Source organism: Saccharibacillus sacchari DSM 19268, assembly GCF_000585395.1.
Taxonomy (GTDB): Bacteria; Bacillota; Bacilli; order Paenibacillales; family Paenibacillaceae; genus Saccharibacillus; species Saccharibacillus sacchari.
Genome location: NZ_KK073875.1, coordinates 2,256,616 through 2,272,517, shown reverse-complemented (window position 1 = coordinate 2,272,517; position 15,902 = coordinate 2,256,616). Strand labels below are relative to the sequence as shown.

Here is a 15,902-nt window from a genome sequence, read left to right as displayed (position 1 = left end):
AACGATAGAATCCTCGTCTGCGCTTCGTACTATACAATGTCGGTATCGACATCGGCACAGGGAAGGAGGCGTCCGGTGGGTGGAACAGGAACATCGTGATATGCGTGAACAGGAAATCGTACAGCGTATCCGCAAAAGGGACGAGCAGGCGCTGCGCGAGCTGATCGATCTGCACGGCGGGCTGCTGAAAGCGGTCGTATATCGGCACCTGCCCGGCAGTGTGCAGGATCGCGAGGAGTGTCTGGACGACGTGCTGCTTGCAGTCTGGAATCATATTGAATCGTTTGATTTGGAGCGGAATTCCTTCAAGCAATGGATCGCGGCAGTCGCAAAGTACAGGGCGATCGACTACCAACGGCGTTGGATCAAGGAACGGGAGCGCCGCACGGGCGAGGAACTGGATGTTGAACGAATAAACGACAGGGACACGGTCAATGCGACGGCAATCTCGGCTGCGAAAGACGTACTATCGCAGCTGCCGGAAGACGAGCGCAAGCTGTTTGAACGTTATTATATCGAAGGTGTCCCGGCCAAAGAGATCGCGCGAGACATGGACGTGCGGGAATCGTGGATTCACAACAAATTGTCGCGCGGACGCAAGAAATTGAAGCGGCTTTGGACTGCGGGAAAAGAGGTGCACGGGGAATGAGCATTTACGACGAGTTGAACGACGTGAAGCTGGATTTGACGGAATACGAGGAAGAGCCGTTGACGGAGATCGAGCGGAGCAGATGGATGAAGCGTATCGGGAAAAAGTTGGGGCATTCAGCGAAAACCGGTACAATAGGCGCTCGAAATTGGAAAATGCGAGGAATTGTGGCAGCAGCCGTAGCCTTGGTTTTGATTATCGGAGCTACTCTTCCTGCCGGGCAACAGGCACTGGCGAAGCTTCCTTTTGTAGCGAATTTACTCGAAGGGTTTGCCGGTTACGGGCAAGACGTCGATTATTCCGCTTACAAGACGCAGGTCGGGGAGACGACGGAAAATGAGTTCGGCAGGCTGACGCTGAACGAGATCATCGTGGATACGGACCGACTGCTGATCACTTCGACGCTGGAACCTTCCAGTAAGCTCAAGATTGCCGAGGATAATGTGCTTTGGATGAATGCAAAGATCACGATAAACGGACGAAGCGATTTACAAGGAAATGGCGGAAGCGGATCGGGATCGGACGGGGAAAATGGCGTGTATACGACTTATCAGAATATTGCGCTCGATGAAATTCCGGATAGCGACAAACTGCATCTCAAAATCGAATACAATCAGATGTCATGGTGGCACCCGGAAAATATGCCTGGAGTGCCGTCGGAACCCTGGACATTCGAGGTCGAGACTTCGCGTGCTGCTTTGCTGGCGCAAACGCAGACCATCGAAGTTAATCGCACGGTTGATCTGATTAACGGTGAGCGTATTGTGATTGAAAAAGTTGTTTCCGGTCCTATATCGACTTTGGTTTATTACAATCGAACCCTGCAACCCGACGAAGGTTCGAAACTTTGGATGTATGGTTTTCGCTTGGTATCGGACAGCGGAGAGGATGTGCAAGCCATTGAAGGAGCCTGGACTGCCGAGGGAACAGGGTATAGTCGTTTTATGAATGTTGATTTATCCAAAGGAAACTACTCGCTCGTTCCGTATGACGGCACAAAGGAAAAAGACTTGAGTGAAGCAATCCCGATTAATCAATAAAAGACTTTCAGCGTGAATTGGATAACAAATGTGCTAAGTACAACGTTATCCGTCAGTTTTTTAATTCGTCACTCGATTGGCAGCTCTACGCTGCCGATTTTTTATGCGTGTCCCCCTCTTTTTCCAGATAAAGCTTTGCTTCTTTTTCCGCAATTCTTTATAGTGGAGAAAGATGCGCGGTGTGCTCCTGAACTTTACGAAATGGTTTTCGGAAAGCGCGATCAATGATAAATCGGGTCGACGCACACAAAGAAACATACGCGTGCCGGAAACACCACATATACAGAATTCGGGAGGGAATATTTTGAGCCAAACAAATATCGGAGGACCCCTGAAGGGCTTCGCGGAATTCAGCAGAAAGGTAGCCGCTCAAGGCGCCGTACTGCTTCAAAACGAACAAGAGGCGCTGCCGATCCGGGAGAACGACAATGTCGCGATCTTCGGACGCGTGCAGCTTAACTATTACCGCAGCGGTACGGGATCAGGCGGAAGCGTACACGTTTCGCACACAACCAATCTACTGGACGGACTGCGGAGCAAACCGTCGGTTCAAGTGAACGAAGAACTGGCCGGCGTGTATACAAAATGGATCGAAGAAAATCCGTTCGACAACGGCGGAGGCGGCTGGGCGGCGGAACCGTGGCACCAGAAAGAAATGCCTTTGACGGACGAGCTGGTTGCGGGCGCGCGCGCGAAGTCGTCCAAAGCGATCGTGGTCATCGGCCGCACAGCCGGAGAAGACCAGGATAACGCGGACGCGCCGGGCAGCTACCGCCTGACGCCGGAAGAGCTGGACATGCTGACTCAAGTCACGAATCATTTCGAGAAGACGATCGTGGTTCTGAACGTCTCCAACATCGTAGACATGAGCTGGGTCAAAGACTCTGCCCACAAGCACCCGATTGCGGCAGTCATCTACGCATGGCACGGCGGGATGGAAGGCGGCAACGCGATTGCGGATGTACTGTCGGGCGACGTAACCCCGAGCGGTAAGCTGACCGATACCATCGCGTATTCGATCGATGACTACCCATCCACCAGCAACTACGGCAACGAGTTCAAAAGCACGTATGAAGAAGACGTTTATGTCGGATACCGGTATTTCGAAACGTTTCGTCCTGAAAAGGTCCAATACGAATTCGGTTTCGGCCTGTCGTACACGACCTTCAGCCAAGCGCCGGAAGCGGCAAAAACGATTCAAAAAGACGGCGCGGAGCATGTCGAAATCGGCGTAACCGTCACGAACACCGGCGATACGTTCGAAGGCAAAGAAGTCGTGCAGCTGTACGTCGAAGCGCCGCAAGGACGCCTCGGACAACCCGTATTCAAGTTGGTCACGTTCGGCAAAACGAAATCGCTCAAACCGGGCGAATCGGAACGGCTGGTACTGAGCTTCCCGACCGACAAATTGGCTTCGTACGACGATTCCGGCGTAACGGGCCATGCCCATGCTTACGTGCTGGAAGAAGGGACGTACGTGCTTCATGTCGGCTCGAGCGTCAAGCAGCTGGCGGCCGTGCAGGTCGACGAAGCGGGCGGTTATATCGTGAACGAACTGCGCGTCGTGCAACAGCTTGAAGAAGCGATGGCGCCGGTGGAAGAATTCTCCCGCATCAAGCCGGGTTCGCGCAACGAGAACGGCACGTACGAGCTGGTGAGCGAAGGCGTGCCGACCCGCAAAGTCGATATGGCGCAGCGCATTCAGGACCGTTTGCCGCAATCGCTCGGCGAGGCCGGAGACAAAGGCATCAAGCTGCAGGACGTCAAAAACGGCACGGCAACGATGGACGATTTCGTGGCGCAGCTCAGCAACGAAGAACTGGCTACGCTGGTTCGCGGCGAAGGCATGAGCAGCCCGCTCGTCACGTCGGGTACGGCATCCGCGTTCGGCGGCGTCAGCGACGCGCTGCTCGGCTACGGCATTCCGGTCGCTTGTACGGCGGACGGCCCTTCGGGCATCCGGATGGACAGCGGCGGTCAAGCGACGCAGGTCTCGATCGGCACGCTGCTGGCGGCGACATGGGATACGGCGCTGATCGAAGAATTGTACGTGCTGGAAGGCCAAGAGCTGGTGCTCAACAACGTGGACACGCTGCTCGGACCTGGCCTGAACATCCGCCGCAGTCCGCTGAACGGACGCAATTTCGAGTATTTCTCGGAAGATCCGATCATCTCCGGCGAATTCGCGGCAGCCTGCATCCGCGGCATCATGGCAGGCGGTTCGAACGCCACGATGAAGCACTTTGCCTGCAACAATCAGGAGCAGTACCGCACCAAAGTAAACGCGGTCGTCTCCGAACGCGCCCTGCGCGAGATTTATCTGAAAGGCTTCGAGATCGCGGTCCGCGAAGGCGGCGCCAACTCGGTCATGACTTCGTACAACCCGATCAACGGCCACTGGGCGGCGTCGAACTACGACCTTAATACGACGATCCTTCGCGGCGAGTGGGGCTTTGACGGCATCGTCATGACCGACTGGTGGGCGATCATGAACGATTCGGCAAACGGCGGCGAAGCGGATCGCAAAAACACCAACTTCATGGTGCGCGCGCAAAACGATCTGTACATGGTCGTGATGAACTACGGCGCCGAAACCAACGTCTGGGGCGATAACACGATCGAATCCCTGGAAAACGGCACGGTGACGCGCGAAGAACTTCAACGCAGCGCGAAAAACATCTGCAAATTTATCATGAACGCGCCGGTCTTCTCCAGAGAACGCGCCGAAGAGTCGATCGAGAAGTTCGCGCCGCAAGGCGTCGCGCAGATCGACAGCGCGCAAGCTTTGTCGGGAGAAGGCGAAGTTCAGCCTGCCGTCGACGCGCCGGTTTACTTCAAAGTCGAGCAGCCGGGCGTTTACCGCGTAGCGGTCAACGCAATGTCGACGGAGCCGGAACTTGCGCAAAGCGCCTGCAACCTGCTGCTGAACGGCAAAATCCTGACGACCGTGCAAATGAACGGTACGCAGGGCCGCTGGCTGAAGCAGCGTCTGGCGACGATCGAGCTGGAACTGGGCACGTACAAGCTCGAAGTCGAATTCACGAAGCCGGGTCTGCAATTGGGCGCGGTGGAGTTCAAGGCGGTTTAAGAAGTTCGTTTTCAAGATTGCTTATAACGGGAGAGGGTTGCATTCGATGTGACCCTCTCCCTTTGTCATGCTGATTTTTCGCGGCGGAGCCAAAATAACCGGATCGTTAAGGATTGTTGTTCATGTGATTCAATATGACATCAAAAGAAAAGACTTTGAAAAAACCTTGCCAAACGGGGACGCTCGACGTTCTCTTTTCAAGGCTTTTTCATTGCGACGATTTAAGCTTGAACATGTACGTACAACACGATATGATTAACTATATAATCGAATAAATTAAATTAATTAACTTTTTTATTAACTTAATTCAGAAATCTATTCATGACAGGAGACTATCCATGACTTCTTTTCGCGATCAACTTATTGCATGGTACAAGTTCGACGAAGCTTCGGACATCGGACGGGATTACTCGGGTCGGGAACGGAACGCGGCACCGTCCGGCAGTTCGCTTCCGGTCGTCTCTAACGTCGCGGGCCGAACTGCGGCGACGTTCGGCGGAGGCCGAAGCGGTTCTTCTTACCTGGAACTGCCGAGTAATCTGCTGCAAAATGTAAGCGATCACACAGGAGTGACGGTTACCGCTTGGGTTCGGTTCGATGCAGGCACCAGCGTCTGGGAACGGATCTGCGACTTTGGCAAAAGCGAAGGCGCGCCGTCTTTGTTCCTGACCCGGGCCATGCGCGCCACGTTGTCGGCGGGCGGCGATCTGGTTGCCGATCCGGGGCGCGGTTTCGTGCGCGGGGAATGGATGCACGTAGCGATGAGCGTGATCGGAACGGAAGGCGGAACGCTCAGCAGCGCGGGACCGATCGTCTACGTGAACGGCGAAGCGGCAGCTGACGGATCGATCAGCCAGACGTCGAGCGGGAACTACGCGCAGCTTCGCCGTTGGTTCGACACTTTCGCGGACGAAGGCAATTATAGCCGCAACTATATCGGGCGTTCGCAGTTTGCGGCGGATGACGATTTCGCGGGTTCCGTCTCCGATTTCCGCGTGTACGCGGCAGGCCTGTCGGCCGACGAAGTGATCGAAGTGATGTGCGAATCGCTGACGGACGAAGAGATCGTGCGCTTGGCGGCGGATAAGTACCTGGTGTTCCCGACAAGCATTTTAACGGGCGATGTCTCTCTGCCGACGTCTCTGATGGGCGGCAAAGTCAGCGTAAGCTGGGAATCGAGCCGGCCGGAAGCCGTATCGCACGAAGGCAAAGTATGGCCGCAAGGGACGGGAGAACCTCAAGCCGCCACGCTCACGGCAGCGCTCACCGTCGGAACGGGCCGAGCAGATCGCAGCTTCGACGTCTCCGTGCTTCCGTCCGAGCTGCCGCCGTACACGATCACCGTGCATGGCGGAGAACAGATCGAAGGCGTCGTGGACGTCAGCGAAGTGATGTACGGACTCTTTTACGAGGACATCAATAATGCGGCAGACGGCGGGATCTATGCGGAAATGGTGCAGAACCGTTCGTTCGAAGCGTTCGAATTCGATACCTACTCGCATGCCTCCGGCGCTTGCGGCTGCTCGACCGGACGCAACCGCCAGCCGCTGCTGTGGTGGTACGGCGATATCGACAAGATGGAGCCGCAAACCACGGATACGTTAGGCGGATTCCTCGGTTCCTCCGATCCGGACGTGAACAGCTACTACGTCACCGTGGCGGACGGAGCGACGATCTATAACCGCGGCTTCAACGATACCAACGGCGGCTGCGCGATGAATATTCGCGAGGATGCGAAGTACGACTTTACGGTCTGGGCCAAAGCCGAGTACGAAGGGTACATCACGCTGCAGCTGCAAGATCCGGCCGGCGAAGCGGCGAGCGATATCGTCACGGTCAAGATCGAAGGCGGCGGTACGTGGAAAAAGTACGGCGTTCCTTATCCGGCGAACGGCGTTACCACATCCGAACTGGTGCTCACGGGTTCGCAAAACGTGCTCGGCCAGCTTGCGCTGACCTTCGAAGGCGAGATTTCGATCGAGCTGGTGTCCCTCACGCCGCGCGATGTCTGGGGAGCGGGCGAAGAATCGGATTCGCCGTCCGCGCACGCCAACTACGCGGGCAACCCCAACTACCGTCTGCGCCGCGATCTGGTCAAAGCGCTGGCGGGGCTGCATCCGAAGTTTCTGCGTTTCCCGGGCGGCTGCATTTCCGAAGGTTCGTTCATTTGGGATAACGTCTATGATTGGAAAGACTCCGTGGACGCGATCGAGCTGCGCAAAGAAAACTTCAACGTCTGGGGTTACATGATGACGATGGGACTCGGTTACATGGAATATTTCCAATTGGCCGAAGACTTGAACGCTACCCCGCTTCCGGTCATGGCGTGCGGCGTGCTGTGCCAGGCCCGTTCCGATTATGCGCATCCGGCAGGCGGCGAACTGCGCGACTACTATATTCAGAACTTCACGGATTTGATCGACTTCGCGATCAGCGTGGACTTCGAAGGAAACGAATGGGCCGCGATGCGCCGGAAAATGGGGCACGAAGCGCCGTTCGACCTGCGCTACTTGGGCGTGGGCAACGAGAACTGGGGCAGCGAGTTTTTCGCCAACTTCGAAGTGTTCAAGACGCGGATCGACGAATATATGGAAAAGCACTATCCGGAGCATGAGCTGCATATCATCTCGACGGTAGGCGCGCAGGCCGACGACGACGCGTATCAGCAAGGCTGGAAGTTCCTGAGCGGCAATCTGGAAGGTTCGGCAGAAGTGGAATTCGCGGATCGGGACCAGGTCATTTCGGAGCAGGTGAGCTGGTACGCCAAACAGCCGAATTATATGGACACGATCGCGGACGAGCATTATTACCGTTCGAACGACTATCTGCTGAACAACGCGGATCGCTACAATTACTATTTCCGGGCAAAAAACGAAGACGGCAGCATCAACTGGCCGGAGACGTCGAAAGTATTCGTCGGCGAGTATGCGTCCACGGATAAAAACACGCTGGCCGGCGCGGTAGCGGAAGCGGCGATCATGACCGGATTCGAAAATAATGCCGATGTCGTGCGCCTGGCCGCTTACGCGCCGCTGTTCAACAAAGTGCTGACCGACGGCACCTACCGCTGGACGCCGGACTGCATCTGGTTCGACGACGAGAGCGTATGGTTCACGCCGAACTATTACGTGCAGCAGATGTACGCGAAATACTTGGGCGACAAAGTGCTGCCGACGTCGTTCTCGACGTACCGCGGCGGCAAGCCGGTGGATCTGATTCCTCGCGGGGGGATCGAGATTGCGGCGGGTCAGGCAGAAGTTACAGTGAAAAGCGTCAAAGTCACGTCGAATGTGGATGGGAAAGTGTTGCTTGAAACGGACTTCGCGGCGATCGCGATCGGGGAAACAGAGTCCGTCGATTCGTCGGCTTTGAGTGCTTCCGCACTCGATCCGATCTGGCAGTCCATCCCCGGCTCGGCAGGCTATACGTTGGAGCAAGGACGGGGTCTGATCCTGAAGCCGCAAAGCGCAGGACTAAACGGACTATATGTATCAAATGACGAATGGACGGATTACACGGTCGAAGTCGTCGCATCCAAATCCTCCGGCGAAGACGGCTTCTACATCGGCGTCGGCCTGACCGACATCGCGCCGGACAACAAAGACGTACTGGAATACGCGATCGGCTACGGCGGAAGCGCCACCGGCGTGAAGGTGCACAAGCAGGGCATCGAAGGCTACACGCTCGGCGATTACTCGTCCAGCACGGCGGCGGGCAATCTGCGCGCCGCCAGCTATGAGCCGCTCGAAAACGGACGCGAGTACGCAATCACCGTCAATTACGGCGGCAGCGACGGACGCCATCTGGTCTGCTCCTATGCCGATCCGGCGAACGATTGGACCAGCAAAGTGCTGGATTACAAGCTGGAAGCCTACAACCGCGACGTGTTCCATTCGGTAACGGCGGATGCGCAGCATGTGTATATCAAGCTGGTCAACGCGGACGGGGTGGACAAGCAGACGCGTTTGAACCTCGACGGATTGCACGTCTCCGCCGACGCCAAACTCGTGACGCTGGCAGGCGACGCTTCGCTGCTTAACGTACCGAACGTGAACAAGAAAAACGCGGAGCAGGTCGTGCCTGCGGAAAGCGGGTTTACGCTTGAAGACGGTACGAACGGCCGTACGACCGTGCTGAAGCTGCCCGCGAACTCGGTAAGCGTAGCCGTATTAAACCGCCTCGGCTGATCATACTGGGATTTGCCCATAAAAAACGACCTCGTTTCCGCCGATCAGCGGAAGGCGGGGTCGTTTGACGTTTACGTGTTTTTTTGATCGCAGTCCTGTTCTGCGGAAGCGGCCTTTTCCTGCTGCTGCACGCCGGGCTTAACCTTTCTTTTCGGATAAATCCGCTGCCCGAGTCGTCCGAAGCGCTCCTTTGTTTTGATGCGCCGCGCTTTTTTCTCTTTCAGAATGGGATCGCTTTCCTCATGCTCCTGAATCGCTTCCATCTCTTGCAAATAAAGCTTCTCGCTTTCGCTCGTGGAGGGAAGGAACGGCTCGTGATTGTAGTCGGTCCGTCGCCCGTAGCGCAGCATGTCATAGATGATCTTGCCGTTGTTGGGTTTGCCGTTGGTCGTGCGCATCGGTATGATATCGAACAGCGCATAGTAGAACGCATAAAAGATCAGCCGATTCCAAAACGTTTCCCGCCAGTCGATGATGCCGTTGGCCAGCAGCATATTAATGACGAAAGCCAACCCCAAGTTCGCCAAGATCGGTCCCGCGTACAGGCAGATATAAGCGAAGCGGCTTTCCCTTTTCAATTCGTCATACGAAAACCAACTGTACAAATGATAATATCGGCGTACGTCGAGAATGCCTATTTTGAACAACCGCGGCCCGGAACCGAGCGTAACCCGCGGATTCACCGCACCGAACAACACGCTGCCGATCAGATACCCCGCTTCCCGGAAAAACACCACGACAGGCAAAATGATGAATGCCGATACGATCAACGAGAGCAGGTCGGACAGTCCGAACATCGTCTCCACTCCTTTTTGCATCGATCTCTGTTCTAAGGTGTAAAATACCCGTTTGGCGTCTCCATGAAAAAGGGGCATGCGGAGTCATGTCGAGATCGACTATGGCTTTTCGCCTTATGAAGACGAAGACGCGTCACGCCCGTTTGGAATCCGCATGTTCCCGGGAGAACTCCCGCTGATCCGTCACCCCGATCATACGCTCCACGATAAATTTCGGCCGCGCTTTGGTTTCCAGGTACGTTTTCCCGATATACTCGCCGATCACGCCGATGCCGAGCAATTGCAGACCGCCGATCGCCCAGACCGAGATCGCGATCGTCGTCCAGCCCGGCACCGTGCGACCCGCGAAATGGATAGATAAGAAATAACCCAACATCACCAGGCTGACCGCGAAAATGAGAAAGCCGAGCGTCGTGATCATCCGGATCGGCTTGATGCTGAACGAAGTAATGCCCTCCAGGGCAAACGACAACATTTTCCTCAGCGGATACTTGGATTCTCCGGCGAACCGCTCGTTGCGCTCGTATTCGACAGTGGTAGACGGATACCCGATCAACGGCACGATGCCGCGCAGGAACAGATTCGTCTCGCCGAACTCGGCCAATCCCTCCAATGCTCGGCGGCTCATCAGGCGATAATCCGCATGGTTGTAGACCAGCTCCGCCCCCATCAGACGCATCAGCTTGTAAAAGCTCTGAGCCGTCGTGCGCTTGAACCAGGAGTCCTTTTCCCGCACGCGGCGCACGCCGTACACGATGTCGAAGCCTTCGTCATGCCGCGCCACGAAGTCATCGATCGCGTCGATATCGTCCTGCAAGTCCGCATCGAGCGAAATGACGGCGTCGGCATGTTCTTTGACCTGCATCAGACCCGCCCAGAGCGCGTTTTGATGTCCCCGGTTGCGCGCCAGATGGATGCCCGCGAACAGAGGATCCGACGCGTGCAGCTTCTCGATCATCGTCCAGGTTCCGTCTTGGGAGCCGTCGTCGACGAACACGATCCGGCTTGCCGGGGAGATGCGTTCTGCCGCGATCAATGCGTTCATTTTCGCTTTCAGCCGCTTGGCGGCCTCGCTCAGCACCTCCTCCTCGTTATAACAGGGAATGACCAGATACAGCTTATTCACGACAACTTCCTCCTGTGACGAAGACGCATGTTCAGACGCGGCTTCATCCGTTTTTCAATAGACGAATGCTTTATCCACCACCGTACACCTCTGGCGTCGACCATGCAACATGCCGACGATCGAAAGCGAAAAGAATAAAAAGCAGAGACGTATAATGAATAATAATGTTAATTTAAATTGCATATATTCAAGGAAACGCTATCATTGCTGAACTTACAGGCTTATTTAGTTAATGTTTTTGTTATTTATTTTTAAAAACATGAAGGAGAACGAAACATTGCGGCGAAATGGATAGGAGAAACACGAAAGATGCTCATGCCGTCTGCCCATTTCTCGCAACTTCAAAGGAGGAACCGATCCACATGAAGCAACGCAAGTTCATTCGCAGCTCTTCGCTGTTGTTATCGCTCGTACTGCTCGCTCCGCTGGCGTCCGGCTGCGGAAGCGAAGCTAAAGCCGCGGCATCCGATACGCCCCCGACGTTCTCGAACGTCTCCGTCCACGATCCTTCGATCGTCAAAGACGGCGATACGTATTACGTGTTCGGATCGCATATCGCGGCCGCAAAATCGAAAGACCTCATGAACTGGACTTCTTTTGCAAACGGTTACACGACGCCTGGCAACACGCTGTACGGCGATTTGTCGAAAAATCTGGCAGGCTCGTTCGAATGGGCGGGCGAAAATGATTCCGACAGCAAAGGCGGATTTTCCGTTTGGGCACCGGACGTGTTCTGGAACAAAGACTATGTGAACGAAGACGGCTCGAAAGGCGCGTACATGATCTACTACAGCGCTTCTTCCACGTATATCCGTTCGGCGATCGGGTACGCGGTATCGCAAAACATCGAAGGCCCGTACGAGTACGGCGGCACGGTGATGTACTCCGGTTTTACGGAAAACGAAGCGTATGACGCCAACAGCAAAGTGAACAAGCAGTGGAGAAACACCGGCATCGACGAGCTGATCGACGACGGCAAGCTGACGGACGAAAACGAAAACTGGTTCAACGCGGACGGCTCGTACAACAACCAGCAGTATCCGAACGCGATCGATGCGGCGCTGTCCTATGACACCAAAGGCAAGCTGTGGATGACGTACGGTTCGTGGTCGGGCGGCATTTTCCTGCTGGAGATCGACAAGAAGACCGGCGAACCGATCTTCCCGGGCAAAGACGGAACCACGAAGGACGGACGCATGATCGACCGTTACTTCGGCACCAAAATCGCGGGCGGCTACGGCAAGTCCGGCGAAGGTCCTTACATCGAATACAACAAGAGCACGAAATATTATTACCTGTACGAAACGTACGGCGGGCTCGGCGCGACCGGCGGCTACAACATGCGCGTGTACCGTTCGAAAAACATTGACGGACCGTACACCGACTCGCTCGGCCAAAACGCGGTGCTGCCGGCCGGAACCGAAAATACCGAATACGGCAACAAGCTGATCGGCAATTTCCTGTTCGAACGCGAAGCGGGCGATCCGGGAACGGGCATCGGCTACGGCTATCTGTCGGCGGGCCATAACTCGGTCTACACGGACAGCAAAACGGGGCAGATGCTGTTGGTGTTCCACGCGCGCTTCCCGCAGCAGGGCGAGACGCACGAGCTGCGAATCCATCAGATGTTCATGAACAAAGACGGCTGGCCGGTCGTGGCGCCTTACCGCTATACGGGCGAGAAGCTGTCCACCGTGAAAAAGGATGATATCGCTGGCGATTACGCCTACGTGAATCACGGCAAAGCCTATTCCGGCGATATCGAAGAAACGCAGTTTATCCGTCTGAACGCAAACGGAACCGTGACAGGGGCGTTGGAAGGGAAATGGCGTAAAAACGCAAGCAATCAGGCGAAGATCACGATCGGCAAAGACGAGTTCGACGGGGTATTCCTGCGTCAGTGGGACCCGGTTTCGCAGTCGAACGTCATGACCTTTACCGCCGTGTCCGGCTCCGGCGAAGCGGCTTGGGGCACGCGCCTGGCCGATCTGAGCGACGAGCAAATTGTTGAAAATGTCGCATCGGGATTAACTTTGGGCGACACGAGCAAAGTAACGGCGGATCTGACGCTGCCGGCGACGGGAAGCCGTCATGCGCAGATCGCTTGGAGCAGTTCGAACGAGAACGTCGTTTCGGCTGAGGGCAAAGTCACCCGTCCGGAAGAAGGACAACCTGCCGCGACAGCGACGTTGACGGCGAAGATCGTGAAGGGAAGCGCGCAGAAAACGGTAACGTTCGAAGTGACCGTGCTCCCTTACGAAAGCGCGAGCCTGACGGCGCATTACGCTTTTGAAAACGATCTGAAGGATAGCGAAGGCGCATTTGCGGAAGGTGGCGCGACCGGCGACCGGATCGGTAAGGCAGGCGGAAATCTGAATTACGCGGCAGGAAAAAAAGGGCAAGCGGTCGTGTTCGACGGCGCCTCGGGCGTGAAGCTGCCGGATAACCTGATCCAAAGCTCGTCGTATTCGGTGGCGCTGTGGATGAAGCCGGAACAGCTGAACACGTACACGACGACCTTCTTCGGAGCCAAAGACGATACCCATTGGCTCAGCCTGCTGCCGAAAGGCTCCGTGGGTGACCAGACCATGCTTTGGGCAGGCAGCACGAACTGGTATGACGGCGTGACCGGCGTTAAGATCCCGGCCGGACAATGGTCGCATCTAGCCCTCTCCGTGGACGAAGGCACGCTGACGGTCTACGTAAACGGCGAGCGCAAATTCTCGGGAACCGGCTTCCCTGATCTGTTCGCCGAAGGCGTGAACGGCACGTTCGCATTGGGCGTGAACTGGTGGGACGCACCGTTCAAGGGACAACTGGATGAACTGCGCGTATATGAAGGCGCATTGACGCCGACGCAGGCGGCCGAGCTGGCGGAGTAAACATCCGGCAACTCAATTTTCGGCACGATCAAGCAGGATAAACGGGCTTTCAGCGTTTATCCTGCCTTTTTGATTTATCTCTGTATAACGTTAAAGTGTGATATAATGGAGAGATTCGCAGTAGGCGTTTAGGTGAGCGAAATCAGGAGGTACATTCATGAGCATGTTCCAAGATTGGAATTTGAAAGTGAAAAAGACGTTTAACGAGACGAGCAACGAGCAGGTATTGACCGTGACGGAAGCGGGACATTTGCTGGGACTGACCAAAGACCAAATGAAGGTATACGTGGATAAAAACAAGCTGACCAAGGTAGCGATCGTGCGCAGCACCCATCGGTATCTTGTCCTGCAAAAAGAAATCGATGAAATTCTAAAAAAAGCGTAAAATAATTCTTGCCAACTTCGTAAGATCATGATATATTATTTCTTGTGCTCACGAGCTAATCGTGAACATCAAGTTATGCGGTCGTGGCGGAATTGGCAGACGCGCACGGTTCAGGTCCGTGTGGGCTTACCCCCGTGGAGGTTCGAGTCCTCTCGACCGCATCTTATATTGCCATTAAGGCCCGAGTTTCTGACTTTGATCAGAGGCTCGGGTCTTTTTTCGTATATATAGATTTTTGTGCGAACATAACCTTACTTTTAGCGTTGACAAAGTACTATGGATTCTTTGTCACGTTTAGCCGGGGTAAATGGTCTATAGGAATAGAGGTGTATTGCGCCCGGGGAGGGGAATGTGCCATAAAAACAAACGAAACAACGCAAGATAAGCCGGGATCGGTGGAAGTACAACCAATAAACACGCAGCAACCGTCACTGAAGACGGAATCGATAGAGGGTTTTGGTTCGATGCCGCCTTTGGAGATGTTGTACGCCCAGTATCGCAAGTATGCTTTTGCTATCGCTTACCGGATGTTGGGATCGGCGGAAGGGGCAGAGGACGCGGTGCAGGATTGCTTTGCGGAATTGCATCGACGCAAGCCGCAGGACGTGGACAATATGAAAGCTTACATCGCCCGAATGATCACGAATGCCTGCATCAACACACTGAATTCGGCACGCAATCGAAAAGAAACCTATATCGGAGAATGGTTACCCGAGCCGATCAGCGGCGAGGAAAACGATCCCGAAGCCGTCGCGCAGCAGCGCGATATGTTAAGCTACGCCTACATGGTGCTGCTGGACCGTCTTTCGCCCGGCGAACGCGCCGTGTTTGTGCTGCGCGAAGCTTTCCAGTACGACTACGCGGCGATTGCCGAGATGACCGGACGCACCGAAGCCGGATGCAGACAAATCTACAGCCGGGTCAAGCGCTCCCTGGAAGCCGAACCCGCCGTAAACGCAGCCCCTTCGCGCCGAACCGAGCAATCCCGCGATTCCCGCGCCAACCTGCTCCGCCGCTTTACCGACGCGTTTGCGACCTACGATATCAGCGGCATGATCGACCTGCTCGCCGAACAGCCTATCTTCACCGCCGACGGCGGCGGCAGAGAACTCCGCACCGTCGTCCGCCCGATGATCGGCCGCAAAGGCGTGCTGGCTTTGCTCACTTCACGACGTATCTTTGCCCATTTGCGCGAATGGACCCCTTCCTTCGAGCAACTCGGAGGCGAACTCCAACTCGTATTCCGCCAAGGCGACCAAGTCATGGCGACCCTATGTTTTCTCATCGAGGAATCCGCTAACGATCAGCCTCGTATCCGTGAACTTTATCTCATGTTGGCGGATGATAAGCTTACTCGCATTTGATGCAAACACCCAACCTTATACGTTCAACAGTTTGCGCGGGGAAGCGAGAAGACTGCGAGAGAAATTCGTTCCGGTCGCGTGTTGAAATCGGGAAAAAGGATTAAAGTTTTATTTGTATTTTCCCGATTTCAAAGGCGAACGCTATCGCTCCTACACTGAATTTCTCTCTCCGTCTTCTCGCTTCCAGTCACGTTAGAATTTCTTGAAACATTTAGCCCGCCACTTTCAAAGTGGCGGGCTAAACAACTATGTGTTTGACTTTCGTAGCTAAAAGCGAATCAGTAAAATCTCGATAAAGTCTTCTACAGCTGTGTTTGTATACTGTTAATCAGAAAAATATCTAAGTGAAATAATACTTTCAAAAAAGATTAATATATAAAGTTC

At 55.0% G+C, this 15,902-nt stretch carries 9 protein-coding genes and 1 tRNA gene; 8 read left to right on the top strand and 2 right to left on the bottom strand.

What is annotated here, in order from left to right:
• Nucleotides 1–79 precede the first annotated feature (79 nt).
• The 4 genes from SACSAC_RS09680 to SACSAC_RS09665 all read left to right on the top strand — a co-directional run bounded on the left by SACSAC_RS09680 (nucleotide 80) and on the right by SACSAC_RS09665 (nucleotide 8,964).
• Nucleotides 80–649, top strand: coding sequence for a sigma-70 family RNA polymerase sigma factor (locus tag SACSAC_RS09680; protein ID WP_245608615.1), 570 nt, complete (start codon nucleotides 80–82; stop codon nucleotides 647–649).
• The gene (locus tag SACSAC_RS09675; RefSeq protein ID WP_037285674.1) at nucleotides 646–1,689 is read left to right on the top strand and encodes a DUF4179 domain-containing protein; all 1,044 of its coding nucleotides are present in this window, start codon (nucleotides 646–648) and stop codon (nucleotides 1,687–1,689) included. The genes SACSAC_RS09680 and SACSAC_RS09675 overlap by 4 nt, the downstream gene beginning before the upstream one ends.
• Before the next feature lie 304 nt (nucleotides 1,690–1,993).
• Complete coding sequence (locus SACSAC_RS09670) at nucleotides 1,994–4,777, top strand: glycoside hydrolase family 3 protein (protein WP_037292563.1); 2,784 nt, start codon at nucleotides 1,994–1,996, stop codon at nucleotides 4,775–4,777.
• 338 nt (nucleotides 4,778–5,115) lie between these two features.
• Nucleotides 5,116–8,964 (top strand): alpha-L-arabinofuranosidase C-terminal domain-containing protein, encoded by a 3,849-nt coding sequence (locus SACSAC_RS09665; RefSeq protein WP_037285671.1) that lies wholly within the window; start codon nucleotides 5,116–5,118, stop codon nucleotides 8,962–8,964.
• Nucleotides 8,965–9,035: 71 nt separating this feature from the next.
• Here SACSAC_RS09665 and SACSAC_RS09660 read toward each other — a convergent pair whose 3' ends face one another.
• Nucleotides 9,036–9,761 carry a hypothetical protein gene (locus SACSAC_RS09660; protein WP_037285668.1) on the bottom strand — a complete coding sequence of 242 codons (726 nt, stop codon included), beginning with the start codon at nucleotides 9,759–9,761 and terminating at the stop codon, nucleotides 9,036–9,038.
• 133 nt (nucleotides 9,762–9,894) lie between these two features.
• Nucleotides 9,895–10,887 (bottom strand): glycosyltransferase family 2 protein, encoded by a 993-nt coding sequence (locus tag SACSAC_RS09655; protein ID WP_037285665.1) that lies wholly within the window; start codon nucleotides 10,885–10,887, stop codon nucleotides 9,895–9,897.
• A gap of 362 nt (nucleotides 10,888–11,249) precedes the next feature.
• Between SACSAC_RS09655 and SACSAC_RS09650 the strand changes: the two genes are divergently transcribed.
• The 4 genes from SACSAC_RS09650 to SACSAC_RS09635 all read left to right on the top strand — a co-directional run bounded on the left by SACSAC_RS09650 (nucleotide 11,250) and on the right by SACSAC_RS09635 (nucleotide 15,518).
• On the top strand, nucleotides 11,250–13,769 hold the full coding sequence (locus tag SACSAC_RS09650) for a LamG-like jellyroll fold domain-containing protein (RefSeq protein WP_037285662.1): 2,520 nt from the start codon (nucleotides 11,250–11,252) through the stop codon (nucleotides 13,767–13,769).
• Between the two features lie 157 nt (nucleotides 13,770–13,926).
• Nucleotides 13,927–14,154: a hypothetical protein gene (locus tag SACSAC_RS09645; protein WP_037285661.1), complete on the top strand. Its 228-nt coding sequence runs from the start codon at nucleotides 13,927–13,929 to the stop codon at nucleotides 14,152–14,154.
• Between the two features lie 77 nt (nucleotides 14,155–14,231).
• Nucleotides 14,232–14,315 (top strand) — tRNA-Leu (locus SACSAC_RS09640).
• A gap of 303 nt (nucleotides 14,316–14,618) precedes the next feature.
• Entirely contained in the window at nucleotides 14,619–15,518 is a 900-nt protein-coding gene (locus SACSAC_RS09635; RefSeq protein WP_051507019.1) for a sigma-70 family RNA polymerase sigma factor, read from the top strand.
• The last annotated feature ends 384 nt before the right edge of the window (nucleotides 15,519–15,902 follow it).